The sequence below is a fragment of the Myceligenerans indicum genome, assembly GCF_016742955.1.
Taxonomy (GTDB): domain Bacteria; phylum Actinomycetota; class Actinomycetes; order Actinomycetales; family Cellulomonadaceae; genus Myceligenerans; species Myceligenerans indicum.
The window spans coordinates 44,763-67,864 of the sequence record NZ_JABBYC010000016.1 but is presented as its reverse complement, the minus strand read 5'-3'; the positions used below and the strand labels follow the sequence as shown (position 1 = coordinate 67,864).

General features: G+C 73.1%; 24 protein-coding genes. 10 read left to right on the top strand and 14 right to left on the bottom strand.

Annotated elements, in window-relative coordinates; translation table 11 throughout:
• Positions 1 to 207 precede the first annotated feature (207 nt).
• A complete protein-coding gene (locus tag HGK34_RS11125) occupies positions 208 to 891 on the bottom strand; it encodes a LysE/ArgO family amino acid transporter (RefSeq protein ID WP_201847158.1) in 684 nt (227 codons plus the stop codon).
• Between the two features lie 90 nt (positions 892 to 981).
• Between HGK34_RS11125 and HGK34_RS11120 the strand changes: the two genes are divergently transcribed.
• From HGK34_RS11120 to HGK34_RS11105, 4 genes are all read left to right on the top strand, one after another.
• Positions 982 to 1,917, top strand: a complete 936-nt coding sequence (locus HGK34_RS11120) for a LysR family transcriptional regulator ArgP (RefSeq protein WP_201847156.1) — start codon at positions 982 to 984, stop codon at positions 1,915 to 1,917.
• A 123-nt stretch (positions 1,918 to 2,040) separates the two neighbouring features.
• Positions 2,041 to 2,487, top strand: coding sequence for a hypothetical protein (locus HGK34_RS11115; protein ID WP_201847154.1), 447 nt, complete (start codon positions 2,041 to 2,043; stop codon positions 2,485 to 2,487).
• A gap of 112 nt (positions 2,488 to 2,599) precedes the next feature.
• On the top strand, positions 2,600 to 3,145 hold the full coding sequence (locus HGK34_RS11110; protein ID WP_201847152.1) for a DUF305 domain-containing protein: 546 nt from the start codon (positions 2,600 to 2,602) through the stop codon (positions 3,143 to 3,145).
• Positions 3,142 to 4,644, top strand: coding sequence for a copper resistance CopC/CopD family protein (locus HGK34_RS11105; protein WP_201847150.1), 1,503 nt, complete (start codon positions 3,142 to 3,144; stop codon positions 4,642 to 4,644). The genes HGK34_RS11110 and HGK34_RS11105 overlap by 4 nt, the downstream gene beginning before the upstream one ends.
• A 24-nt stretch (positions 4,645 to 4,668) precedes the next feature.
• On the opposite strand, the gene HGK34_RS11100 is transcribed toward HGK34_RS11105, so the two are convergent.
• From HGK34_RS11100 to argC, 12 genes are all read right to left on the bottom strand, one after another.
• Positions 4,669 to 5,427: a DNA-3-methyladenine glycosylase gene (locus HGK34_RS11100; protein WP_201847191.1), complete on the bottom strand. Its 759-nt coding sequence runs from the start codon at positions 5,425 to 5,427 to the stop codon at positions 4,669 to 4,671.
• A gap of 101 nt (positions 5,428 to 5,528) precedes the next feature.
• Positions 5,529 to 6,926: a permease prefix domain 1-containing protein gene (locus tag HGK34_RS11095; RefSeq protein WP_201847148.1), complete on the bottom strand. Its 1,398-nt coding sequence runs from the start codon at positions 6,924 to 6,926 to the stop codon at positions 5,529 to 5,531.
• Positions 6,926 to 7,306 carry a PadR family transcriptional regulator gene (locus HGK34_RS11090; protein ID WP_201847146.1) on the bottom strand — a complete coding sequence of 127 codons (381 nt, stop codon included), beginning with the start codon at positions 7,304 to 7,306 and terminating at the stop codon, positions 6,926 to 6,928. The genes HGK34_RS11095 and HGK34_RS11090 overlap by 1 nt, the downstream gene beginning before the upstream one ends.
• A gap of 162 nt (positions 7,307 to 7,468) precedes the next feature.
• Complete coding sequence (locus HGK34_RS11085) at positions 7,469 to 8,032, bottom strand: uridine kinase family protein (protein ID WP_201847144.1); 564 nt, start codon at positions 8,030 to 8,032, stop codon at positions 7,469 to 7,471.
• Complete coding sequence (gene argH, locus HGK34_RS11080) at positions 8,029 to 9,579, bottom strand: argininosuccinate lyase (RefSeq protein ID WP_201847142.1); 1,551 nt, start codon at positions 9,577 to 9,579, stop codon at positions 8,029 to 8,031. The genes HGK34_RS11085 and argH overlap by 4 nt, the downstream gene beginning before the upstream one ends.
• Entirely contained in the window at positions 9,576 to 10,793 is a 1,218-nt protein-coding gene (locus HGK34_RS11075) for an argininosuccinate synthase (RefSeq protein WP_201847140.1), read from the bottom strand. Before HGK34_RS11075 ends, argH begins: the two co-directional genes overlap by 4 nt.
• A gap of 34 nt (positions 10,794 to 10,827) precedes the next feature.
• On the bottom strand, positions 10,828 to 11,418 hold the full coding sequence (locus HGK34_RS11070) for an arginine repressor (protein WP_201847138.1): 591 nt from the start codon (positions 11,416 to 11,418) through the stop codon (positions 10,828 to 10,830).
• Positions 11,415 to 12,365, bottom strand: coding sequence for an ornithine carbamoyltransferase (argF, locus tag HGK34_RS11065; RefSeq protein ID WP_201847136.1), 951 nt, complete (start codon positions 12,363 to 12,365; stop codon positions 11,415 to 11,417). Before argF ends, HGK34_RS11070 begins: the two co-directional genes overlap by 4 nt.
• On the bottom strand, positions 12,362 to 13,861 hold the full coding sequence (locus tag HGK34_RS11060; RefSeq protein ID WP_201847134.1) for an acetylornithine transaminase: 1,500 nt from the start codon (positions 13,859 to 13,861) through the stop codon (positions 12,362 to 12,364). Before HGK34_RS11060 ends, argF begins: the two co-directional genes overlap by 4 nt.
• Positions 13,858 to 14,826, bottom strand: coding sequence for an acetylglutamate kinase (gene argB, locus HGK34_RS11055; protein ID WP_201847132.1), 969 nt, complete (start codon positions 14,824 to 14,826; stop codon positions 13,858 to 13,860). Before argB ends, HGK34_RS11060 begins: the two co-directional genes overlap by 4 nt.
• On the bottom strand, positions 14,823 to 16,004 hold the full coding sequence (gene argJ / locus HGK34_RS11050; RefSeq protein WP_201847130.1) for a bifunctional glutamate N-acetyltransferase/amino-acid acetyltransferase ArgJ: 1,182 nt from the start codon (positions 16,002 to 16,004) through the stop codon (positions 14,823 to 14,825). The genes argB and argJ overlap by 4 nt, the downstream gene beginning before the upstream one ends.
• A 139-nt stretch (positions 16,005 to 16,143) precedes the next feature.
• Positions 16,144 to 17,226: an N-acetyl-gamma-glutamyl-phosphate reductase gene (gene argC / locus HGK34_RS11045; RefSeq protein WP_201847128.1), complete on the bottom strand. Its 1,083-nt coding sequence runs from the start codon at positions 17,224 to 17,226 to the stop codon at positions 16,144 to 16,146.
• A gap of 93 nt (positions 17,227 to 17,319) precedes the next feature.
• Between argC and HGK34_RS11040 the strand changes: the two genes are divergently transcribed.
• Together HGK34_RS11040 and HGK34_RS11035 are read left to right on the top strand one after the other, a co-directional pair.
• Positions 17,320 to 17,724: an ArsR/SmtB family transcription factor gene (locus tag HGK34_RS11040; RefSeq protein WP_207193374.1), complete on the top strand. Its 405-nt coding sequence runs from the start codon at positions 17,320 to 17,322 to the stop codon at positions 17,722 to 17,724.
• 69 nt (positions 17,725 to 17,793) lie between these two features.
• Positions 17,794 to 18,726: a cation diffusion facilitator family transporter gene (locus HGK34_RS11035; protein ID WP_201847126.1), complete on the top strand. Its 933-nt coding sequence runs from the start codon at positions 17,794 to 17,796 to the stop codon at positions 18,724 to 18,726.
• A gap of 64 nt (positions 18,727 to 18,790) precedes the next feature.
• Here HGK34_RS11035 and HGK34_RS11030 read toward each other — a convergent pair whose 3' ends face one another.
• Entirely contained in the window at positions 18,791 to 19,291 is a 501-nt protein-coding gene (locus HGK34_RS11030; RefSeq protein WP_307815908.1) for a GNAT family N-acetyltransferase, read from the bottom strand.
• A gap of 89 nt (positions 19,292 to 19,380) precedes the next feature.
• Between HGK34_RS11030 and HGK34_RS11025 the strand changes: the two genes are divergently transcribed.
• The 4 genes from HGK34_RS11025 to HGK34_RS11010 all read left to right on the top strand — a co-directional run bounded on the left by HGK34_RS11025 (position 19,381) and on the right by HGK34_RS11010 (position 23,077).
• Complete coding sequence (locus HGK34_RS11025) at positions 19,381 to 20,364, top strand: quinone oxidoreductase family protein (protein ID WP_201847124.1); 984 nt, start codon at positions 19,381 to 19,383, stop codon at positions 20,362 to 20,364.
• A gap of 141 nt (positions 20,365 to 20,505) precedes the next feature.
• Complete coding sequence (locus tag HGK34_RS11020) at positions 20,506 to 21,201, top strand: DUF2306 domain-containing protein (RefSeq protein WP_201847122.1); 696 nt, start codon at positions 20,506 to 20,508, stop codon at positions 21,199 to 21,201.
• Between the two features lie 14 nt (positions 21,202 to 21,215).
• Entirely contained in the window at positions 21,216 to 22,430 is a 1,215-nt protein-coding gene (locus tag HGK34_RS11015) for a sensor histidine kinase (RefSeq protein ID WP_201847120.1), read from the top strand.
• On the top strand, positions 22,427 to 23,077 hold the full coding sequence (locus HGK34_RS11010; RefSeq protein ID WP_201847118.1) for a response regulator: 651 nt from the start codon (positions 22,427 to 22,429) through the stop codon (positions 23,075 to 23,077). Before HGK34_RS11015 ends, HGK34_RS11010 begins: the two co-directional genes overlap by 4 nt.
• The last annotated feature ends 25 nt before the right edge of the window (positions 23,078 to 23,102 follow it).

The window sequence follows — 23,102 nt, the reverse complement described above, 5'->3', positions numbered from 1 at the left end:
CTTGCTCCTTGCCTCAGGGAGATGCGGCCGGTTCGGTCCGCGGTACATAGTCTGCCCGACGGCACCCCTGATGGTGCCATCCGTGTGGACCGCTCTCCGACGACGATCTGTGTGCCCTCGTCGTCGCGGCCGTCACCGGGCCCGGTCGGCCGCGGGCCCGGCCGGCTGCGGGCCCGGCCGTCGCCGGGCTGGTGCGACACCGGACCGCTACCCGCCCAGCACCAGGCCCGCGGCGACCATGAGCATGACGAGGGCGATCACGCCGTCGAGCACGCGCCAGGCGGCCGGGCGGGCCAGGAGGCCGGAGAGGCGGGCCGCGCCGAACCCGATCGCGGCGAACCACGCCCAGCTCGCGCAGATCGCGCCGAGGGCGAACCACCATCGCAGGTCGTCGTACGTGGAGCCCACACCACCCATGAGGACCAGGGTGTCGAGGTAGACGTGAGGGTTCAGCCAGGTCAGGGCCAGCGTCGTACCGGCGACCGTGACCCGGCCGGCCGCCGCCCGCAGGGCGACACCGGTGGGCGCACCCGCCGCGACGGCCTCCGGCCCGTCGGCCCCGTCCCGCACGGGGCCGACGGGCGCCTCGGGTACCGGCAGCGCTCCGGACCCGCGCACCGCGCGGACCGCCGCCAGGACGCCGTAGCCGAGGACGACGGCCGCCCCGAGCCATCGCATGAGCACGACCAGCCATGGAACGGCCTGGATCGCGTGACCCATTCCGGCGACGCCGGCGGTGACGAGCACCGTGTCCGACAGGGCGCACAGCAGCACCACCAGTCCGACGTGCTCGCGACGCGCACCCTGGCGCAGGACGTACGCGTTCTGCGGGCCGACGGCGACGATGAGGGAGAGGCCGAAGGCGAGTCCGGCGAGCAGGGCAGCGGTCATGGACCCAGGAGAACCCGACGGGGTGATGAAGTCCAGCAAAAGTTTCTGTCCTCGATGAAGCAACGCTTATCCCCGACTAGGATCGGCGCCATGCGTTGGGACTCCGCACAGCTCGAGGCGCTCGCCGCCGTCGTCGGCGAGGGCTCGTTCGAGGGCGCCGCGCGGGCGCTGCACGTGACGCCGTCGGCGATCAGCCAGCGCATTCGCGCGCTGGAGAACGTCGCCGGCGGGATTCTCGTGCGCCGCACGCGGCCCGTGACGCCGACCGCCCCGGGCCGCACGCTGCTGCGCCTGGCCCGGCAGACGGACCTGCTCGCCGCGGAAGCGGCGGCGGAGCTGCACGCGTCGGGGCTGGAACCGGATCGCGGGGAGCAGGAGCACGCCGGCACGGCACCACGTCCCATCAGCGTGCCCATCGCCGTCAACGCCGACTCCCTGGCCAGCTGGGCACTGCCCGCACTGGCCCGCGTACCGGGCGTGGTGCTGGACATCCACCGCGAGGACCAGGAACGCACCGTCGACCTGCTGCCGCAGGGACTCGTCATGGCCGCGATCACCGCCCAGGCCGAACCCGTCCAGGGCTGCACGTCGCGGGCGCTCGGGGTGATGCCGTACCGGGCGATGGCGTCGACGGACGTCGTGCGGCGCTGGTTCCCCGGCGGTGTCACGGCCGACGCGCTCTCGGCGGCACCGATGCTCGTGTTCGACCGGCACGACGACCTGCAGGACCAGTGGCTGCGCGAGTACGCGGCCCGGACGGGCTGCGCCGTGCCCGCTCCCCCGCGCACCTATGTGCCCAGCCAGCCCGAGTACCTGCGTGCGGTCCGCCTCGGCCTGGGTTGGGGCATGGTGCAGGACCTGCGGTCCGGGCCGGTCCTGTCCGGGGACGACGTCGTGCTCCTCGACCCGCAGGCGCCGTCGGTGGACGTCCGCCTGTACCTGCAGCAGTGGCGCCTGCGGTCCACGACGCTCGACGCGGTCGCCGACGCGCTCCTGAGCGAGGCGCGCCGCCAGCTCGTGCAGTAGGCCGGGGCGGCGACCGATGGCCCGACCACCTCACGACGACGCCGTGAACTCTGGACGAACCTGGCGGGACGACGCCCGGACGCACGGTCTCGCAGCACCGCGCGACGCGTACGATGGCCGGTCATGAGCCCGGCCCCGACGCGCCCGCGCGCCGCACCGCGGTGGCCGCCTGCCGTGGCACCGGCCGCCGCGCTGCTGGCCACGCTGCTCGTACTGATGTTCGCGGGCCATCACGCCACGGCATCAGGTGGTCATCACGCCACGGGATGCGCGCACGCCGCCGAGACCGGAGGCCCGTCCGGAGCGCTCGGCGGAGCGTCGACGCCCGAACCGGACACGCCCACGCACCACGCACACGTGTCGCCGGGCGACTGCGCCGGGGACTGCGGCGTGCTGCTGATCTGCACCCTGCTGCTCGCCGCAGTGCCCCTCGCGGCGGGCCTCGCCTCCCGGCGGGCCGGCAGCCGGCGGCCGCTCCGTCTGCGGTGGGCGCGGATCCCGCTCCCGGCCTCGCTGCGACACGCCCCGCCCTCCCCCGACCTGGTCGCCCTCGGGATCAGCCGGACCTAGAAGGCCCGCGCCGGCGTCGGCCTCCGCCGTCGCGCCGTCCCGAGCCCTCCAGGCGCGTGCGCCGTCCACCACCCGACGACCACGAGCCCCCGAACGATCCCGAGAGGCATCAATGAGAACCCGAATCACCGCGACGACGCTCGCCGCGGCCGCCGCCCTCGCACTGGCCGGCTGCTCCGCCGGCGACACCCCGCCGGACGACGGCTACAACTCCACCGACGCGATGTTCGCGCGGATGATGATCCCGCACCACGCCGACGCGATCGCCCTGTCCCGCACGCTCCTGGAGGTCGACGGCGTCGACGCCGACGTGCGAGCGCTGGCCGAGGCGATCGAGACGTCCCAGACGGACGAGAACGCGACCATGAACGACTGGCTCGCCGCACGAGACCTCGGCCGTGTGGACGGCACACCGCCCGAGGTCGACGCCGAGGCGCTCGCCGGCCGCACCTCGGCCGACATCCAGGCCGAGTTCCTGCGCGGCATGATCGAGCACCACCGGCACGGCGTCCAGATGGCCCGGAACGCGGCCGACGGCGGATCCGACGCCGAGATGACCTCGCTCGCGAGCGAGATGGCGCGCGTGCAGAGCGACGAGATCGAGCGCATGGGCGACATGCTCGAGCAGGACGTGACGTCCCCGCGAGGCCAGGGATGACCCGCGCGACGCCCGCCGTCCGCCCTGCGCACCTGCCAGCGGCACGCGACGGGGCGGCAGGTGCGCCACGGTGGCTCGCCGCAGTCGCGGTCGCTCTGATCGCACTGCTGCTCGGCGCCCCGCCGGCCGCCGCGCACACCGAACTCGTCTCTACCGATCCCGCCGACGGCGCCACCCACGACGGCCCCCTCGCGGCGCTCACCCTGACGTACACGCTGCCCGTGACGCCGCTCGGCGACGCGGTGGTCCTGACCGGTCCGGACGGCGACGTCCCGGCCGAGGTGACGCAGCAGCAGGACGGTGCGGTGGTCGTCGCCACCCCCGAGGAACCGCTGACCGACGGTGAGTACAGCGCGGCGTGGAGCGTCGCCGCCCAGGACGGCCACCCTCTGCAGGGGACCCTGACGTTCACCGTGACCGGGGCGCCGCCGGCCGCGGAGCCCGAGGAGGACGCCTCCGCGGAACCGCAGGACCCGGAGCCGACAGGGGCAGCCGGCGACGAGGACGCAGGGGCGGACGCAGACGCCGGGACGGCGCACGAGGACGCGACGGAACCCTCCGGCCCGGACGACGGATCCGCGCACCAGGCCGGATCCGCCACCTCCACGATCGCGGGCCTGCTCGCGCGGCTCGGCAACGCGGCCGCCCTCTGGGGTCTTCTCGTCGCCGCGGGCGGCCTGATCTTCGCCCCGACCGTGCTCCGCGGCTCCGACCGGGTGGACGTCCCGGCCGCACTCACCGTCGTGCGGTGGACGGGCATCCTGATCCTCGCGGGTCTCGCGGTCCGGCTCGTCGCCCGCACGGTGGTCATCGCACAGGGAGACCTGTCCGCCGTCGTCTCCCCGGACGCCTACGGCTACGCGCTCGCCGGACCGACACGCTGGGTGTTCGTCCTGCAGGCCGCGGGAGCAGTCGCCGTCCTGGCCGGCGTGGGCCGCACCCTGGCCGGCTCGTGGCTCGCGATCACCGGGACCGCCCTGGCCGGGACGGGACACGTGATGGACGGCCACAGCTTCACCGGAGCGGTGCCCTGGCTGGTCATCACGACGGATGTCGCCCATCTCGCCGCCGCGTCCGCCTGGGTCGGTGGGCTCGTGATGACCGCCGTCGTGCTGCGGCGCCGTCGGAAGGACGGGCGCATGCTCGACGCCGGACTGCTGGGCGCGCGGTTCTCCGTCGTGGCTGGAGTGTCGGTCGTCGTCCTCGGCTTCGCCGGGATCGTGCTCGCCGTGGCCGTCCTGGACCACCCCGCCCAGCTCTGGCAGACCACCTGGGGCCTGCTCCTGCTCGCCAAGGTGGGCCTCGTCGCCGTTGTCGGGCTGGTGGGCGCGTACAGCCACTTCCGCCTGGTGCCGCACCTGGAGAGGCCAGGACGCACCGCGCGGTCCGCACACCGGGCGGCAAGCCGGATGGAGCGCACGGCCGGGCTCGAGACCGGGCTGATGGTCGCGGTCGTCCTGGTCACCGCCTGGCTGGTGTCCGCCTCGGTCCACGGGTGAGCGCGTCCCGCCCGGCCGGACCCGTCAGACGGGAGCGGCCGGGGCGGGGGCCCCGCCACCGGTGGCCGGAGACGCGTCGCCGGCGGCCGGAGGCACGGCGCCGGTGGCCGCCGCACGGCGACGTCGCGGAGCAGCCGCCCGGTAGTCGCTGACCGTCGCCTCGCCGTCGAGCCAGAAGCGCCAGGGGAACAGGTCGGCACGGCCGCCGTCGCCCGACACGCCGACACGAGGCCCGGTCATCACGGCGCCGGCCTCCGCGCGCCGCCGCTCCGGGGCGTCATTCGCCACCGGCAGCACCCCGGCACGCGGGACCAGCATGACGCGCCCCTGCTCCGCCAGCACGTCCACGCCGTCGTCGGTACGGTCGATCCCCAACGCGACCGTCAGGCGGGCCGGACCGCGCGCCAGGTCCCGGTCCGAACGCACCACACCGGTGGTGAGACGGCGCTCGCGGGCCAGCTCGACACCGCCGGTCACCTCCCCCGCGCGCAGCAGCACGCCCGAGGCCCTGTCCTCCGGGCCGCACACGATGTTGGCGCAGTGGTGCAGGCCCAGGTGCCGGTACACGTACAGGTGCCCGGCCGCACCGAACATCGTCGCGTTCCGGGCGGTGCGGCCGCGGTAGGCGTGCGAGCCGGGGTCGCCCTCGCCGTCGTACGCCTCGACCTCCGTGAGCCGGACGGTGACGGCTCCGTCCGGACCGCGGACGGTCAGCCGAGCATCCAGCAGGTCGCGGGCGACGTCGAGGACGGGCCGGTCGAAGAAGTCACGCACGCAGACGATTCTCCCGCACCTGCCCGGGCGTCCCCCGCGAGCGCCGCGCCGCCGCCGTGGACGCCTGGGCGGGTCTCCGACGGCGGCGCGGCGGCGGTGCGGCGGGCTGGTCAGGCGAAGGCGAACAGGGGCGGGAACGCCACCGCCACGACCAGGGCCCAGGCGCCGTAGACGGGGAGGTATCCGGTCTGCCAGCGCTCCGTGGCCACGAACGTCCTGGAGCCCCGCACGAAGCCGAACGTGAGCCGGCCCGCCCAGGCCAGGTGCACCAGCAGGATCAGGTTCAGGCCGAGGGCCGCCACCTTGTTCGCCGTGAACCCGAACTCGGCGATGCGCACCAGCATCGCCGTCAGGGCGACCGCGTCGACCGCGAGCGCCGCGCCGACGAGCAGGAGCTGGAGCTGGTCGAAGATCCCGGGCGGGGCGAGCGGGTCGCGGGCGGAGATCGAGTACAGCAGGAGGAACAGCACGACCAGCAGGACGGCGTCCATGAGGATGAGCAGTTCGCGGTCGACGGACTCGAGGGGGCCGCCGGCCAGGAGCGCCACGAGCATGGCGAGCAGCATGAGCGCCGCCAGGGGCGTGAAGACGCGGGCCAGGACGGGCGCGATGTTCTCCACGACGCTCTTCTTGGCCTCGACCAGCCAGGCCGCCACCAGGAGGGCGCCGGGCAGCGCGAACGGGAGCAGCCAGTCCTGGACGAACGGGTCGAAGTCGATGCCGACCAGGCTCAGGACGCCGAACGTCAGGCCTGTCAGGACCATCCCGCCGAGCTGGATGAGGGCGAGGTAGACGAGGAGTTCGCCGGTGAAGCGGACGTAGTCCATGCGCCGGGCGTCGGACCGCCAGTGCCCGCCCGCGTAGACGACGCCGAGGAGGAGCCACAGCACGACCGGGGCGTGCAGCGCGGCGAGCAGGACCGTCATGCCGGGTTGCGGGTACGGGTCGGTGGGGTCGCCCAGGTCGAACGGGTACAGGTTGACGATCAGCGCCAGTATGGCGGCGGCACTCAGCAGCACGGCCGTGGCGCGCAAGGGCAGGGCTCGCTTCCAGGCGAAGTACGCGGCGAGGAAGGGCAGGACGAGGAACGGCCCGTTGAGCAGGAGGGTGGTCTCGTCGGTGGCGCTCATGAGCAGGATCTTGAGCGCGATGCCGGCACCGATCGCCAGCGACAGGAGGACGCCGAGGTCCCGGAACCGGCCGATTCCGCCCGGGGCGCCGTCGTCGGGAGTGCCCTGGGGGACGAGGACGAGCTGCTTCCAGAGCCGGTCGGAGTGCTCGCGGGCGAACTCGTGGGAGACCTCGTCGAGGTTGCCCATGCGCTTGACGGCGACGAGGAACGCCTCGTCGTCGTCGAGGCCGCCGTCGTTCAGGTCTGCGACCTGTTCTCGCAGGTGGTCCTCCATCTCGGCGGCATCCGCGGACGTGATGGCGCGGCGGCGGCGCACGAAGCCGCGCCACTGGTCGATCTGGGCCTCGAGGCCGGTGCGCAGTGCGTCGTCGTTCATCATGCCCACCCCTGTGCGGTCCGAGGGGCGGGGAGGCCGGCGGAGCCGTCGGACAGGTCCTGCCACACCTGCTTGAGGGCGTCGGCGACGACGCTCCACTGTTCCTGGCGTTCGGCGAGGGCGTCGCGGCCGTCCTGGGTGATGGTGTAGTGCTTGCGGCGGCGGCCGTTGTCGGCGGTGCCCCACGAGGCCTCGATGAGTCCCTGTCGTTCGAGGCGGTGGAGCAGGGGGTAGAGCATGCCGTCGGTCCACTGCATGCGGCCGCCGGAGAGTTCGGCGACGCGTTTGCCGATGGCGTACCCGTAGGACTCGCCGTCGGCGAGGATGCCGAGGACGAGCGGGGTCGCCGAGGCGGCGACCAGGTCCTTGTCGATGTGCACTCAGATCTCCGATGCCTAGGACTGCTAGGGGTTAAGACCCTAGCAGAGCGAGGCATTGTTGATCTAGGTATTCGACGAGTGGGCAGGACGCGCGCCGCGAGATGCGGTCTGCGAGATGCGGTCGGAGGGGCACGCCGGGGGCGGCCGGGGACACGCCGCAGGTCAGCCCGGAACGGGCCGGCCGTATCCGTCGAGACGGACGTCCGCGCGGGCGCGGGTGTCCTCGCGGGAGAAGTGGTCCGCCTCGTCCTTCATCCAGCGCAGCCAGTGGTCACGGGCCGTCTCCCCGTCGCGGGCCAGTCCGCGGCGCAGGCGCTCGCCGTCGTCGGCCTCGACCCAGATGCGCAGGACGCCGGCGGGGAAGGCGTCGACCTGCCGTGCCGCGGAGCCGCAGCCCTCGACGATCACGTGGGTCGCGGGCGGGACCTCGTGCCACTCGGCCCACTGCTGGTCGACCCAGTCGTAGCGGCGGTACCGGGGCCGTGCGCCCGCGGCGAGCGGCTCCAGCACCCAGACCCGCAGGTTATCGGCGCCGCCTCCGGGGCCCGGTTCCCAGCCCTCGTAGAGGTCGTCCATGTGCACCACCGGGGCTTCGAGCGCGTCCGCGAGCTGTGCGGCGAGCGTCGTCTTGCCGGAACCGGCCGGTCCGTCGACGCAGACGAGGCGCGCGTCGGCGGACCGGACCCGGTCCAGGAGGCCACCCAGGACCTCGGGCGAGACGGTCATTCGTCGTCCGGGAGGCTCTCCGGGGACGGGAACTCGTCCAGGGGCTGAGCCCACAGCCGGTACTCGGCGGAGCGCTCCTTGGCCTGCTCGATCTGCTCGATGACGCGGGCGGGAGCCGTCCCCCCGACCGAGTCACGGGACGCGAGGGAGCCCTCGACCGTGAGCACGGTGCGCACCTCGGGGGTGAGGTGCTCGGAGAGCCCCGCCAGGTCCTCGTCCGTCAGGTCCCACAGCTCGATCCCGCGCTGCTCGCACTCGCGCACGCACGCGCCGGCGACCTCGTGCGCGACGCGGAACGGCACACCCTGACGCACGAGCCACTCGGCGATGTCGGTGGCCAGCGCGAAACCCTGAGGGGCGAGCTCGGCCATCCGGTCGGTGTGGAACGTGAGCGTGGACACCATCCCGGTGAACGCCGGCAGCAGGACCGTGAGGGTCTCGACCTGGTCGAAGACCGGTTCCTTGTCCTCCTGCAGGTCACGGTTGTAGGCGAGCGGGAGGCCCTTGAGCGTGGCCAGCAGGCCCGTCAGGTCCCCGAGCACCCGGCCCGCCTTCCCGCGGGCGAGCTCGGCGATGTCCGGGTTCTTCTTCTGCGGCATGATGCTCGACCCGGTGGACCAGGCGTCGTCGAGCGTGACGAACCCGAACTCCTTCGTGTTCCAGAGGATGATCTCCTCCGAGAGCCGGGACAGGTCCACGGCGATCATCGCGGACACGAAGGCGAACTCGGCCACGACGTCCCGTGCGGCGGTCCCGTCGATCGAGTTCTCCACCGGGCCGTCGAAACCGAGGTCCTCGGCCACCGCCGACGGGTCGAGCCCGAGCGAGGAGCCGGCGAGCGCGCCGGAGCCGTACGGGGACCGGGCGGCGCGCACGTCCCAGTCGATGAGCCGGTCCACGTCGCGCAGCAGCGGCCACGCATGGGCGAGCAGATGGTGGGCGAGCAGCACGGGCTGGGCGTGCTGCAGGTGGGTGCGGCCCGGCATGGGCGCGTCCCCGGCGGCCACGGACTGCTCGATGAGCGCGTCGACCAGGCCGAGCACCTGGGTGGCGATCACGCGGGCGTGGTCCCGCAGGTACAGGCGAACCTGGGTGGCGATCTGGTCGTTACGGGACCGTCCGGCCCGCAGCTTGCCCCCCAGGTCGCCGCCGGCACGCTCGATGAGGCCGCGCTCGAGCGCGGTGTGCACGTCCTCGTCGCCGAGGACCGGGAGGAAGGCTCCGGACTCGACATCGGCGAGGAGCACGTCCAGGGCGTCGTTCATGCCCGCCAGCTCGTCGTCGGACAGGAGGCCGGCCCCGTGCAGCACGCGGGCGTGCGCCCGGGAGCCTGCGATGTCGTAGCCGGCGAGCTTCCAGTCGAAGTGGGTCGACTGCGACAGGGCCGCGAGTTCCGGGGCGGGGCCGCCCGAGAAGCGTCCGCCCCACAGGGCGACGGGCTCCCCCGAGGTGGCCGCGACGTGGGTGCCGGCGGCCGTTCCGGCAGTCTGCACGACGTCGCCGGAGGACGCGGAGCCGCCCCGGGCCGCGGAGGATCCCTCGCTCATCCGAGGTCCTCCCCGTTCCCGAACTTCTCGTCGCGCGCGGCCGCCTGCTTGGCAGCCAGGCCGTAGATCTCGATGAAGCCGCGGGCGTGCGACTGGTCGAAGGTGTCACCCTCGTCGTAGGTGGCGAGACCGAAGTCGTACAGCGAGGAGTCGGACCGGCGGCCGGTCACGGTGGCGCGGCCGCCGTGCAGCACCATGCGGATGTCCCCGGACACGTACTTCTGCGTGTCACCGATGAACGCGTCGAGGGACTTCTTCAGGGGGCTGAACCACATGCCGTCGTAAACGAGCTCGGTCCAGCGCTGCTCGACCTGACGCTTGAACCGCATCTGCTCGCGCTCGACCGTGACGTTCTCCAGCTCCTGGTGGGCGGCGATGAGGGCCATGGCGCCGGGAGCCTCGTAGATCTCGCGGGACTTGATGCCCACGAGCCGGTCCTCGACGATGTCGATCCGGCCGATGCCGTGCGCTCCCGCGCGGCGGTTCATCTCCTGGATCGCCTGGAGCGGGGTGACGGCCACCCCGTCGATCGCGACGGGGATGCCCTGCTCGAACGTGATGACGACCTCGTCCGCGACGGGCGGGAAGGTGGGGTCGTCGGTGTAGGAGTAGACGTCCTTGGTGGGCTCGTTCCAGATGTCCTCGAGGAAGCCCGTCTCCACGGCGCGGCCCCACACGTTCTGGTCGATGGAGAACGGGTTGCTCTTCGTCGTGGCGATCGGCAGGTCGTTCTTCTCGGCGTACTCGATGGCCTTCTCGCGGGTCAGGGCGAGGTCCCTCACGGGCGCGATCGTCTTCAGGTCCGGGGCCAGGGAGGTGGTGGCCACCTCGAAGCGCACCTGGTCGTTGCCCTTGCCGGTGCAGCCGTGCGCGACGGTCGTGGCGCCGAACTTGCGGGCGGCGCGGGCCAGGTGCTTGACGATCAGCGGGCGCGAGATCGCGGACACGAGCGGGTACTTGTCCAGGTACAAGCCGTTGGCCTGCAGTGCCGGCATGCAGTACTCGTCGGCGAACTCCTCGCGCGCGTCGGCGACGTACGCCTCGACGGCGCCGCAGTCCAGCGCGCGCTTACGGATGACGTTGAGGTCCTCGCCACCCTGGCCGACGTCGACGGCCATGGCGACGACCTCGGCTCCGGTGGCCTCACCGATCCAGCCGATGGCGACGGAGGTGTCCAGGCCGCCCGAGTAGGCGAGCACGACGCGTTCGGTCATTGGTTCTTCTCTTCCGTGGTTCGTTGGTGTCGATTCAAGCAGAATGCGCTGAGGCGGACAGTGCGAGCAGGCGCTGGGCCAGCTCGGTGCCGCCGTCGGCGTCGCGGGCGATCACGAGGATGGTGTCGTCCCCCGCGATGGTGCCCAGAACTCCGGGGAACAGGGAGTGGTCGATCGCGGACGCCAGGTACTGCGCCGCGCCGGGCGGGGTGCGCAGCACCACCTGGTTGCCGGACGCCTCCGCCGAGACGAGGAGCTCGGTGGCCAGGCGCGCCAGCCGCGCCGCCAGGTACTCGACGTCCTGGTCGGCCTGCACGCTGCGGTCCCCGCCCTCGCCCGGCACGGCGTAGACGAGAGACCCGTCGGCGCCACGCACCTTCTCGGCCCGCAGCTCGATGAGGTCACGCGACAGCGTGCCCTGGGTCACCTTCACGCCGTGAGCCGCGAGCGCCCTGGCCAGATCGGCCTGGGAGCGGATCGCCGTGTGCGCGATGATGTCCAGGATGCGTGCGTGCCGCGCGGCCTTCGTGGTCGGGACGGTGACCGTTCCGGCGGGAGTGTTGTCGTCGCCCCACACCAGGTCGGCCGGCGCACCGTCCGAGGACGGTCGTGGTGTGCCGCTCATCCGCGCGCCCCTTCCTGCAGAAGCCAGGCCAGCAGCGCCTTCTGCGCGTGCAGACGGTTCTCGGCCTCGTCCCAGACGACGCTCCGGGGGCCCTCCAGCACCTCGTCGGTGATCTCCTTGCCCCGGTAGGCGGGCAGGCAGTGCAGGACGACGGCGTCGGAGGCGGCCCCGGCGAGCAGGCCCGCGTCGACCTGGTACGGCTGGAAGACGGTCTCCCTCCCTGCCGCGTCGTCGCCCATGGACACCCAGGTGTCCGTGGCGACGACGTCCGCCCCCGCCACGGCGGCCCGCGGGTCGGTGACCGCGGTGACCGAGCCTCCCGTGGTCTCGGCGATCCTCGCGGCACGGGCCAGCACGTCGGCGTCGGGCTGGAATCCCTCGGGGCCCCCGACGCGGACGTGCATTCCGGCGGTGGCACCGCCGAGCAGGTAGGAGGCAGCCATGTTGTTCGCGGCGTCCCCCACGTACGCGAGGGTGGTGCCCGGCAGCGCCGCCACTCCCCCGCGGTGCTGCGCGACGGTGACCAGGTCCGCGAGGATCTGGCAGGGGTGGTAGTCGTCGGTCAGCGCGTTGACCACGGGGACGCCCGCGTGGGCCGCCATGGTCTCCAGGCGGTCCTGCCCGTAGGTGCGCCACACGATCGCGGCGACCTGACGGCCCAGCACGCGCGCCGTGTCCTCGATGGACTCGCGCGTGCCGATCTGCGCCAGGTTGCCGTCCACCACGATCGGGTACCCGCCCAGGTCCGCGATCGCACCCGCGAACGAGACCTGCGTACGCAGCGTCGGCTTGTCCGTGATGAAGGCGACGGCGCCCGGGGCGTCCCGGCGTCCCTCCAGAGGACGGCGGGCAAGCCGGTCGGCGCGCAGCGTCATCGCGAGGTCGAGGACCTCTCGCTGCTGTGCGGGCGTGAGGTCGTCGTCGGCCAGGAAGTGGCGGACGGTCATGAGGTCTCCTCGGTCTGGGTCTGAGGGCCGACGGCGGCGCCGGCAGTGGCGGTTCCCGAAGGTGTGGCGGTTCCCGAAGGCGTGCCGGGCCCGGCAGGCTCGTCGGCAGCAGCGATCCCGGCCGGAAGGCCGGCGAAGAACGCCGCGGCCTCGCGCGCCTGGTCGGCAGTCAGGATGAGCGGCGGCGCCAGCCGGACCGCATCCGGAGCGACCGCGTTCACGATGAACCCCGCATCCAGGGCACGGGCGACCACCTGCGGGGCGACCGGAGCGGTGAGCTCCACCGCGAGCAGCAGACCACGCCCGCGCACACCCCTCACCAGCGGGCTGCCGCCGGCCTCGATCTCGCGGCGCAGCAGCTGCCCCGTCTCGACCACCTGGTCGAGCAGACCGTCCCGCTCGATCACGCCGAGCGTCGCCAGCCCCGCCGCCGCGGCGACCGGGTTGCCGCCGAACGTCGAACCGTGCTGACCTCGGCCGAGCAACCGCGCCGGCCCCTCACCGAACGCGATCACGGCACCGACGGGGAAGCCGCCGCCCAGCCCCTTCGCGAGCGTGACGACATCGGGCAGCAGGTCCGCACCGGACGTGCCGGCGAGGCCGGCACCCGCAGCAGCACCCAGGACATCCGGATGCTGGAAGGCGAACCACTCACCGGTGCGGCCGATCCCGGTCTGCACCTCGTCCAGCACGAGCAACGCCCCGTGCTCACGCGTGAGGCGGCGAGCCAGCGCCAGGTAGCCCGGCGGCAGCGGGCGCACCCCCGCCTCGCCCTGCAACGGTTCCGCGACGAAGGCCGCCACCGCGCCCCGCTCCGCGACCGCCTCTGGACCGAACGCCTCCTCCAGGGCCGCCGAGTCACCGAACGGCAGATGCTCCACCCCGCCGGGGAGCGGCTCGAACGGCGTGCGGTAGGCGGGCTTGTGCGTGAGCGCCAGCGCGCCCATCGACCGACCGTGGAAACCCCCTTCCAGCGCGAGGACCCGCGTACGGTGACCGTCGGCGACCCGGCCGCCCTCGACCACGCCAGTCACGGCCCCCATACCCGCGGCCGGCACCCGCCGCGTCATCTTGAACGCAGCCTCCAGCGCCTCCGTGCCCGAGTTCGTGAAGAACACCCGTGACCCGGCAGGCGCGCCGGACAGCGCCAGCAGCCGCTCGGCCAGCGAGATCTGCGTGGGCGTCCCGAAGAAGTTCGACGTGTGCCCCAGCGTTCCCAGCTGCGCGCTGATCGCCGCCGTCAGCGTCGGATGCGCATGCCCCAGCGCGTTCACCGCGATCCCCGCCAGCAGGTCCAGGTAACGCTTCCCGTCCGCGTCCCACACGTACGCGCCCTCACCGCGCACCAGGACCCGCTGCGGCGGACCGAACGTGTCCATCACCGCCCCGGAGTAGCGGTCCGTCCAGGCCGCACCCGTCGTGGCCTCGGCCTGCTCCACCGCACCGTGCGCGCGGTCCGGCGAACCGGCACCCGCCGCCGTCGTCAGATCGTTCATTCCGGCACCACCTCCGACATCGCCTCCTGCTCCGCCCCGGCCAGATCCCCGTCCGCCGGCGCGGGCACCACCATCGTTCCGTTCCCGCGCGCCGTGAAGACCTCCAGCAGCACGCTGTGCGGCTGCCGGCCGTCGATCACCGTCGCCCGCGGCACACCGCCGTCGACCGCCCGCAGGCACGCCTCCATCTTCGGGATCATCCCCGAGGCCAAGCTCGGCAGCAGCGCCCTCAGATCCGGCGCCGCGATCTGCTCCACCAGCGAGTCCTTGTCCGGCCACGCCGTGTACAGGCCCTCCACGTCCGTCAGCACGATCAGCTTCTTCGCGCCCAGCGCAACCGCGAGGGCGCTCGCGGCGGTGTCGGCGTTCACGTTGAGCACCTGGGTCGGATCGGTGATGTCGGGGGCGATGGTGGAGACCACGGGGATCCGGCCGGCGTCCAGCAGGTCCTGCACGGCCTGCGGGTCCACCTGCACGACGTCACCCACGAGTCCGACGTCGACCGGCTGGCCGTCGACCGTCGCGTGCCGCCGCGCGGCGCCGAGCAGGCCGCCGTCCTCACCACTCAGGCCCACGGCGTTGGGGCCGTGGGCATTGATGAGGCCGACGAGCTCGCGGGAGACCTGGCCGGTGAGCACCATGCGCACCACCTCCATGGTCTCGGGGGTGGTGACGCGCAAGCCGCCCTGGAACTCGGACTCGATCCCGAGCCGGTCGAGCATGGCGGTGATCTGCGGCCCGCCGCCGTGCACGACGACCGGCTTCAGCCCCACCTGCCGCAGGAACACCATGTCCTGCGCGAAGGCCGCCTTGAGGTCGTCGCGCACCATGGCGTTTCCGCCGTACTTGATCACGACGAGCGCACCGGCGAATTCCTGCAGCCACGGGAGGGCCTCGACCAGGACCTCCGCCTTCTGGTCCGCGGTCAGGGAGGCCAGGACCGCGCTGTTCGGGGAAGCACTCATGAGGTGTACGCGCTGTTCTCTTCGACATAGGCGTGCGTGAGATCGTTGGTCCAGAGGGTGACCTCGGCGCCACCGGCGTGCAGGTCGATGTCGATCGCGACCTTCCGGGAGGAGGCCAGGTCTACCTTCTCCGGCGACTCGTGAGCACCACCCGCTTGGCACACTTTTACCGAGTTGACGTAGATGTCGAGCACCTCGGGATCGAACGGCGCCACGCCTTCCGGCACCGTGCCGACCTGCGCCAGGATGCGGCCCCAGTTCGGGTCGTTGCCGTAGATCGCGGTCTTGACCAGATTGGACCGCGACACCGCCCGGGCCACGGCGAGCGCCGCGTCCTCGGTGGTGGCGTTCTTCACCGTGATGGCGATGTCGTGGGCCGCGCCCTCGGCGTCGGACAGGAGCTGCTGGGCGAGGTCCGCGCAGACCTCCCGGACAGCGACGGCGAACTCGTCGCGCCCCGGCTCCACGCCGGACGCACCGGAGGCCATGAGGACGACGGTGTCCGACGTGGACTGACAGCCGTCCGAGTCCACGCGGTCGAAGGTGGCACGGGTCGCCGCCCGGAGCGCGGCATCGGCCTCCTCGTGCGGGACGACGGCGTCGGTGGTGATCACGCACAGCATCGTGGCCAGCGCCGGGGCGAGCATGCCTGCCCCCTTGGCCATACCGCCGACGGTGACCACACCATGCGGCGTCTCGATGGTGCGGGTGGCCGTCTTGGACACCGTGTCGGTGGTCATGATCGCCGCGGCGGCCGCCTGCCCCGCGGCCGCGTCGCTCGACAGAGCCTCCGACACGACGGGGATACCGGCGAGCAGCTTCTCGCGCGCCAGGCGCACACCGATCACGCCGGTCGAGGCGACGAGCACGTCGATCGCGCCGATCTCCAGGCTGCCGGCGACCGCCTCGGCCGTGGCGTGCGCGTCCTGGAAGCCCCCCGGCCCGGTGCAGACGTTGGCCGAACCGGAGTTGAGCACGACGGCGCGCGCCGCGCCGTCCTTGACGGCCTGGCGCGACCACAGGACCGGGGCGCCGACCACGCGGTTGGAGGTGAACACCGCGGCGGCCGCGAACTGCGGGCCGTCGTTGACCACCAGTGCCAGGTCCGGCCTGCCGGAATCCTTGAGCCCGGCCGTGATGCCGGCGGCCCGGAATCCCCGGGCGGCGGTGACGCTCACTGTGCTCCTCCTGTCGTGGCCGCTTTCGCCATTGGTGCGCTTGCCGTTGCCGCGCCGGTCGTGACCGCGTTCGTCGTGGACGTCTTCGTCCCGGCGACCGCCAGGCCCGTCCGCTGTCCGCCGGGCTCGTACCCGGCGCTCATGGTGCGACTCCCTCGGCATCGAGGCCGCTGGCCTCCGGCATCCCGAGTGCGATGTTCATGGCCTGGACGGCCTGCCCCGCGGTGCCCTTGACCAAGTTGTCGATCGCGGTCACGGTGACCACACGTCCCGCGGCCTCGTCCACGGCGACCTGGACCAGCGCGGTGTTGGCGCCCTGCGTCATGCCGGTACTGGGCCACTGCCCCTCGGGAAGGAGCTGAACGAACGGCTCCCCCGCGTACGCCGTGGCCCACGCCTCGCGGACCGCCTGGGCCGCGGCAGCCGGGTCGATCCCCGCAGCCAGCGGCGCCGTGGCCGTGGCGAGGATGCCGCGCGCCATCGGGACGAGGGTGGGCGTGAAACTGAGCCGCACGTCCGGCGCGCCCGCGACACGCAGATTCTGCACGATCTCCGGGACGTGCCGGTGCGTGCCACCGACGGCGTACGGCCGGGCCGAACCGAGTCCCTCACTTGCCAGCAGGTGCGGCTTGAGGCTCCTGCCCGCACCGGAGTAGCCGTTGGCCAGGACGGCGACGATGTCGGCCGGGTCGATGAGTCCGGCCGCGATGCCGGGCTGCAGGCCGAGCGTGACCGCCGTGACGTTGCAGCCGGGTACGGCGATGCGGGTGGCGCCCCGGAGGCGGTCCCGCTGCCTGCCGGCCGTCCATCCGGAGCCGTCCCCCGCGACGATGAGCTCCGGCAGGCCGTACGGCCAGGAACCGGCGTGCTCGCTGCCGTAGAACGCCCGCCACGCGTCGGCATCGGTGAGCCGGTGGTCCGCACCCAGATCCAGGACGAGGGTGTCACCGGGCAGCCGCGCCGCGATCTCACCGGACGCGCCGTGCGGCAGGGCGAGCACCACGACATCGTGCCCGGCGAGCACCTCAGGCGTGGTGGGCTCGATGACGCGGTGGGAGAGCGAGCGCAGGTGCGGCTGGTGCTCACCGAGAGACGAGCCGGCGGAGGTGTGGGCCGTCACCGCACCGACCTCGGCCAGCGGGTGCGCGGCGAGGAGCCGCAGCATCTCGCCGCCTGCGTACCCGGACGCACCCGCGACGGCGACGCGGATCGTGGAAGACATATTCGGGAGTCTACATACTTATACGGCGACCCTCAAGCTCCCGCCGCCGTGGCACCCTTGAGTCCGGACGCCGATCGGCGATAGCATCGCCATATGTCGATCAATCAGGTCACCAGGGCCCCGGAACCCGGTCCTGCCGGACCGCACCCCGACGAAGCCGGAGCCGCCGACCCGCTCGCTGCGGCCGCGCACCTCTTCCACGGCTTCTCGGACCCGTCCCGGCTGACCATCCTGCGGCATCTGGCGCTCGGCGAGCACCGGGTGGTCGATCTGACACGCCACCTGGGGCTCGCTCAGTCCACGGTCTCCAAGCATCTCGCGTGCCTGCGGGACTGCGGCCTGGTCACGGTCCGCCCGGAGGGCCGAGCCTCGGTGTACTCGCTCGCCCGGCCCGAGGCGACACTCGACCTCCTGGCGTCCGCCGAGAGCCTGCTCGCCCTCACCGGCACCGCGGTGGCCCTCTGCCCCGTCCACGGGCGTGACGGGGGCACGCGGTGAGGACCGGGCCGTCCACAGCCCGCGCGGGCCGGGAGGCGCGGCAGGTCCTGCTGCCCGAGGATGGCCACGATGACTGAGCACGGACACGACCACGCCCACACCGGTGACCCCGGCGCGCCCGGACACCGGCGACGGCTCACGATCGCCTTCACCGTCGGCGCCGTCATCCTCGTCGCGCAGGCCGTCGGCGCCTGGCTCACGGGCAGCCTCGCCCTGCTCGTGGACACCGCACACGTGCTGACCGACGTCGCGGGACTCGGCATCGCGCTCGTCGCCGCCACGCTCGCGCTGCGGCCGCCCACCGCGCAGCGCACCTGGGGATTCCGCCGCGCCGAGGTGCTCGCCGCCCTCGCACAGGCCGCGGTGCTGCTGGCCGTCGGCGTCTACGCGCTGGTCGAAGGCGTGATCCGGCTCGTCGAGCCTGCCGACGTGCCCGGCGCGGAACTGCTGGCCTTCGGCGTGCTCGGACTCGTCGGGAACCTCGTGGGGCTCGCGGTGCTGGTCGGCGCCCGGTCGGCGTCGTACAACCTGCGCGCCGCGTTCCTGGAGGTGCTGAACGACGCGCTGGGATCCGTCGGGGTCATCGTGGCCGCGGTGGTCATCGCCACGACCGGGTGGCAGCGTGCCGATGCCGTGGCGGGCCTCCTGATCGCCGCACTCATCGTGCCGCGCGCCGTGCGGCTCCTGCTCGAGACGGCCTCGGTTCTGCTGGAGACCGCGCCGCCTGGGCTCGACCTGGGTGCGGTGCGAGACCGCCTGCTCGCCGTGGACCACGTTGCGGAGGTGCACGACCTGCACGCCTCGCTCGTCGCCACCGGCCTGCCGACGCTGTCGGCACATGTCGTCGTCCACGACGAGTGCTTCCGGGAAGGCTGCGCACCGCAGGTCCTGGACGCGCTGCAACAGTGCGTCGCCACCGAGTTCGCGGTGAGCATCGAGCATTCGACGTTCCAGCTGGAGCCCGCCGGGCACATCGGCCACGAGACGTCACAGCACGCATAGGGCGGCGCTGGTCACCCATCGGCCCGCGGCGCTCAGGGCAGGGGGCGCCCAGGCCAGGGGGCGCTCAGGCCAGAGGCAGGAACATCACGTGCAGTCCGACCTCGCCGTGAGCGGGCGAGCGAAAGGCGCCCGGAACCGTCCCGACGATCTCGAACCCGAGCTTGCGCCACAGGTGCACGGCCGGCGCGTTGGACTCGACCACGGCGTTGAACTGGATGCCTCGGAAGCCGTGCTCCCGGTGCCACGCGATGACATGCTCGCCCAGCTCCCGTGCCACGCCACGGCCACGGCCACGGGCAGCCTCCGCCACCATGAACGACGCCGTGCCGATGTGGTCCCCGTGACCAGGACGGTTGGGACCCATCTTGGCCGTGCCGAGGATCTCGCCGTCCTCCTCCAGCACGACGACGGCGCCCGGCGGCGACTCCAGCCAGTAGCTCCGGGCCTGTTCCTCGGTGATGTCCGTCGGGTACACGTACGTCTCGCCCTCGCGACACACGGCCTCGACGATCGGCCAGACGGAGGACCAGTCGGCGTCGGCCAGCGGCCGGATGATTCGGGTCACGGAACGTACGGTACCCGTGTGTCCCGCCGCGGCCGCGGGCGTCGGTGAAGGCGATCGCCGTCGACTGTTCCTCGCCGTAGGGTCGGACCATGCGTGCAGTCAGAGCCCGTGAGGCGGGCGGTCCGGAGGTCCTGTCCTACGACGAGGTGCCCGACCCCGACCCCGGTGCGGGCCAGCTCCTGGTCCGCGTCGCGGCCGCCGGTGTGAACTTCATCGACACCTACCGCCGCTCTGGCACGTATCCCATGGAGTTCCCGCACGTGGTCGGGTCCGAGGGAGCGGGGACGGTGGAGGCGGTCGGGGACGGCGTCGAGGGGTTCGCCGTCGGCGACGAGGTGGCCTGGGCGGAGGCTCCGGGCTCCTACGCGCAGCTCGCCGCCGTGGACGCCGCGCAGGCCATCCACGTTCCCGCCGGGCTCGACCTGGAGACCGCTGCGGCACTCCCCCTGCAAGGCATGACGGCGCACTACCTGGTCGCCTCGACGTTCAAGGTCGGCCCGGGGCACGACGTGCTGCTGCACGCCGGCGCGGGAGGAGTCGGGCTGTTGGCCACGCAGCTCGCCGTGGCCCGCGGCGGGCACGTCATCACGACGGTCTCGACGCCGCAGAAGGCGGCGCTCTCGGCAGCGGCGGGCGCCGCACACACGATCGACTACGCGGCGATGTCCGATCTGGCGACCGAGCTGCCCGCGGCCGTCCGCGGGCTCACGGACGACCAGGGTGTGCACGTCGTGTACGACGGCGTCGGCAGGGCGACCTTCGGCGCGTCGCTGGACTCGCTCCGGCCACGCGGCACGATGGTGCTGTTCGGCGGCTCGTCGGGGCCCGTACCGCCGCTGGACCCCCAGGTGCTGAACCGCAAGGGCTCTCTGTACCTGACCCGGCCGACGCTCCGGCACTACCTCGCGACACGCGGCGAACTCGAGTGGCGTGCCGCGGAGGTGCTGGGCGCGGCGGCGTCGGGCGAGCTGGACGTACGGGTCGGGGCGCGGTTCCCGCTCTCCGACGCCGTCGCGGCACACCGCGCGCTCGAGGGCCGTGCGACGACGGGCAAGGTTGTGCTGCTGCCCTGACGGAGCGACACGCACCCGCGACAAGGTGGCGGCACGCCGGCCGACAGCGATCGACGGCGTCGCTCACCTCGGCCATCCGGCCGGTGAAGACCGACCGGATGGCCGATACCCCCGCGAGCGCCCCGCACGGAGACTCGGGGAATGTCCTCCACGACCACCCGCCAAGCCGTCAGGACCCACCCGCCGATGCGACGGGCCGATTGGCTCATCCCCTCCGGTCTCGTCCTGCTCTCCCTCGTCCCCGCGCTGGCCGGCACCGCGCGCCTCACAGAGCTCGCAGGCGACCCGGCCGTCACCGCGGAGAACGCCCGGTTCGTCGAGGCCCCCGTGCCCGTGGTGGTCCACGTCCTGGCCGTCGTGACCTATTCGATGCTGGGGGCGTTCCAGTTCTCCCCCGGCCTCCGGCGCCGTCACAACGGCTGGCATAGGGCGGCCGGGACTCTGCTGATCCCGGCTGCCTTCGCGACCGCGCTGTCCGGCCTGTGGATGACGGTGTTCTACGACCTTCCGGCCAAGGACACGGCGGTGGTCAACGGCGCCCGCCTCGCCGTGGGGACCTTCATGCTGGCCGCTCTCGTCCTGGCGGTCCGCGCGCTGCTCCGTCACGACTACGTCACGCACGGCGCGTGGATGACCCGGGCCTACGCACTCGCGATGGGCGCCGGCACGCAGACTCTGCTGCTCGGCCCGTGGTTCGTGATCGCCGCGCCGCAGCCGGGTGCGCCCTCGACGCTGGTCGTCAACACGGTCCTCATGACGCTGGCATGGGTCCTGAATGCCCTGGTGGCCGAATGGGCGATCCGCCGCGGCCGGCGCCCCGGCCGGATCGCGCGATGACTACGATCGCCGGTATGCGGACCGCGAACGGGCAGGTGCTCCGGCGCCCGCTCGGCGCCGCCCTGCGGCGACCTGCGGCACCCGGCGCCGCCCCGCCCGGGCGGCGGGACTGGGTCATCGTGTTTCTCGCAGCGGCCGGGACCGTCGTGGAGACCGCCGTCCGCCCCGACGTGGCGTGGCCGGCGGCCACGGCGTCCGCCGTCGTCGCGGCACTCGCCGCGCTCCCCTGGAGGCGGGTGCGTCCGTTCGTCGTGGTTGCGTGGACGATCGGGCTCGGCGCGGCGCGCGATCTCGTGGGAGTCCTGGCCGGCCACGACTCCGCTCCCGTGTACTCCGCGGCCGTCCTGATCCTCGCCCCGTACGCGCTCTTCCGCTGGGGTTCGGGCCGCGCGATCCTGGCGGGTGTGCCCCTGGTGACCGCGGGCGTCGCGCTGTCCGCCGCCACCGACTCGGGCGGCGTCGACGACGTGATCGCCGGCGGTACCGTCGTCGTCCTCGTGGCGCTCGTCGGCGAGGTGGCCCGCCAGCGGTCGATCGCCCGCGCGAGGGAGTTCGATCGCGTCCGCGCGCGTGAGCGTGAGGCCGTCGCCCGGGACCTGCACGATACGGTCGCCCACCATCTGTCGGCCGTCGCCGTGCGCGCGCAGGCCGGTCAGGTGGTCGTGACCGCGGGCAGCGGGGGTCCGGAAGCTGCCGCCGAGGCCCTCCGCTTCGTCGAGGCCGAGGCCCGCCTGGGCCTGGCGGAGATACGGTCCCTGGTCGGCATGCTGCGCAGCGAGTCGCCGCACGAACTCACCCGAGGCCTGGAACACGTCCATGATCTGGCCGACTCCGGCCCGCCACGAGTGAGCGTCCGCGTGGCCGGCGACATCGGATCGGTCCCCGCACCCACCGGCACGGCCGTCGCCCGGATCGCCCAGGAGGCCGTGGCCAATGCCCGCCGTCACGCACGCGACGCCACCGGCATCACGGTCACCCTGGAGAAGCGTGAGGGGCACCTGGAACTGATCGTGCACGACGACGGTGCGGCCGTGCCGCAGGTCCGCCGCGGTCCGGGCCGTGAAGCGCTGCCAGGCGCGGGATTCGGTCTGACCGGAATGCGCGAGCGGGCGCGAGCTCTCGGTGGAGTGGCGGAGGCCGGCCCCGGCGAGGCAGGCGGCTGGACCGTACGTGCCGTGCTCCCCGTCCCGGCGGCACGGCACGACCAACCGGGCGGGGAGGGGCGATGACGATCCGCGTCCTGGTGGCTGACGACCAGGAGATCGTGCGCACGGGCCTGCGTACGATCCTGGACGCCCAGCCGGGCATCCAGGTCGTCGCGGATGTCGCGGACGGGGAACGCGCGGTGAGTGAGGCGCGCCGCCTGCTCCCGGACGTCTGCCTGCTCGACATCCGCATGCCGCGGCTCGACGGCGTCTCGGCCACCCGACTGCTCGCGGGGCCCGACGTGGCCGAGCCCATGGCGGTCGTGGTCATCACGACGTTCGACCTGGACGAGAACGTGCACGCCGCCCTCCGCGCGGGCGCGCGCGGGTTCCTGCTCAAGGACGGCGGGCCGGCGCTCCTGGCGCAGGCGGTCCGGGCGGCCGCGGACGGCGACGCGCTCATCGATCCCGCCGTCACGGTGCGCCTCCTCGCACACTTCGCCCGGACCGCTCCCGACAGGAGCCGGCGTCCGCCCACGGCTCCGCTCACCCGTCGCGAGACGGAGGTGCTGCGCCAGGTCGCCATGGGCCGCACGAACAGCGAGATCTGCGCCGACCTGCATCTCGGACTCAGCACCGTCAAGACACACCTGGCGGCGATCATGGCCAAGACCGGCACCCGCAACCGCGTCGAGGTCGCACGGTGGGCCTACGAGACGGGTGTATCTTGACATCAAGATACTTGACGTCGAGTGA

Excerpts from the sequence above, each read along its gene's own strand:
- HGK34_RS11125 (WP_201847158.1), bottom strand. The coding sequence starts at position 891 with ATGACCGCTGCCCTGCTCGCCGGACTCGCCTTCGGCCTCTCCCTCATC.
- HGK34_RS11120 (WP_201847156.1), top strand. The coding sequence starts at position 982 with ATGCGTTGGGACTCCGCACAGCTCGAGGCGCTCGCCGCCGTCGTCGGC.
- HGK34_RS11115 (WP_201847154.1), top strand. The coding sequence starts at position 2,041 with ATGAGCCCGGCCCCGACGCGCCCGCGCGCCGCACCGCGGTGGCCGCCT.
- HGK34_RS11110 (WP_201847152.1), top strand. The coding sequence starts at position 2,600 with ATGAGAACCCGAATCACCGCGACGACGCTCGCCGCGGCCGCCGCCCTC.
- HGK34_RS11105 (WP_201847150.1), top strand. The coding sequence starts at position 3,142 with ATGACCCGCGCGACGCCCGCCGTCCGCCCTGCGCACCTGCCAGCGGCA.
- HGK34_RS11095 (WP_201847148.1), bottom strand. The coding sequence starts at position 6,926 with ATGAACGACGACGCACTGCGCACCGGCCTCGAGGCCCAGATCGACCAG.
- HGK34_RS11085 (WP_201847144.1), bottom strand. The coding sequence starts at position 8,032 with ATGACCGTCTCGCCCGAGGTCCTGGGTGGCCTCCTGGACCGGGTCCGG.
- argH (WP_201847142.1), bottom strand. The coding sequence starts at position 9,579 with ATGAGCGAGGGATCCTCCGCGGCCCGGGGCGGCTCCGCGTCCTCCGGC.
- HGK34_RS11075 (WP_201847140.1), bottom strand. The coding sequence starts at position 10,793 with ATGACCGAACGCGTCGTGCTCGCCTACTCGGGCGGCCTGGACACCTCC.
- HGK34_RS11070 (WP_201847138.1), bottom strand. The coding sequence starts at position 11,418 with ATGAGCGGCACACCACGACCGTCCTCGGACGGTGCGCCGGCCGACCTG.
- argF (WP_201847136.1), bottom strand. The coding sequence starts at position 12,365 with ATGACCGTCCGCCACTTCCTGGCCGACGACGACCTCACGCCCGCACAG.
- HGK34_RS11060 (WP_201847134.1), bottom strand. The coding sequence starts at position 13,861 with ATGAACGATCTGACGACGGCGGCGGGTGCCGGTTCGCCGGACCGCGCG.
- argB (WP_201847132.1), bottom strand. The coding sequence starts at position 14,826 with ATGAGTGCTTCCCCGAACAGCGCGGTCCTGGCCTCCCTGACCGCGGAC.
- argC (WP_201847128.1), bottom strand. The coding sequence starts at position 17,226 with ATGTCTTCCACGATCCGCGTCGCCGTCGCGGGTGCGTCCGGGTACGCA.
- HGK34_RS11040 (WP_207193374.1), top strand. The coding sequence starts at position 17,320 with ATGTCGATCAATCAGGTCACCAGGGCCCCGGAACCCGGTCCTGCCGGA.
- HGK34_RS11035 (WP_201847126.1), top strand. The coding sequence starts at position 17,794 with ATGACTGAGCACGGACACGACCACGCCCACACCGGTGACCCCGGCGCG.
- HGK34_RS11025 (WP_201847124.1), top strand. The coding sequence starts at position 19,381 with ATGCGTGCAGTCAGAGCCCGTGAGGCGGGCGGTCCGGAGGTCCTGTCC.
- HGK34_RS11020 (WP_201847122.1), top strand. The coding sequence starts at position 20,506 with ATGTCCTCCACGACCACCCGCCAAGCCGTCAGGACCCACCCGCCGATG.
- HGK34_RS11015 (WP_201847120.1), top strand. The coding sequence starts at position 21,216 with ATGCGGACCGCGAACGGGCAGGTGCTCCGGCGCCCGCTCGGCGCCGCC.
- HGK34_RS11010 (WP_201847118.1), top strand. The coding sequence starts at position 22,427 with ATGACGATCCGCGTCCTGGTGGCTGACGACCAGGAGATCGTGCGCACG.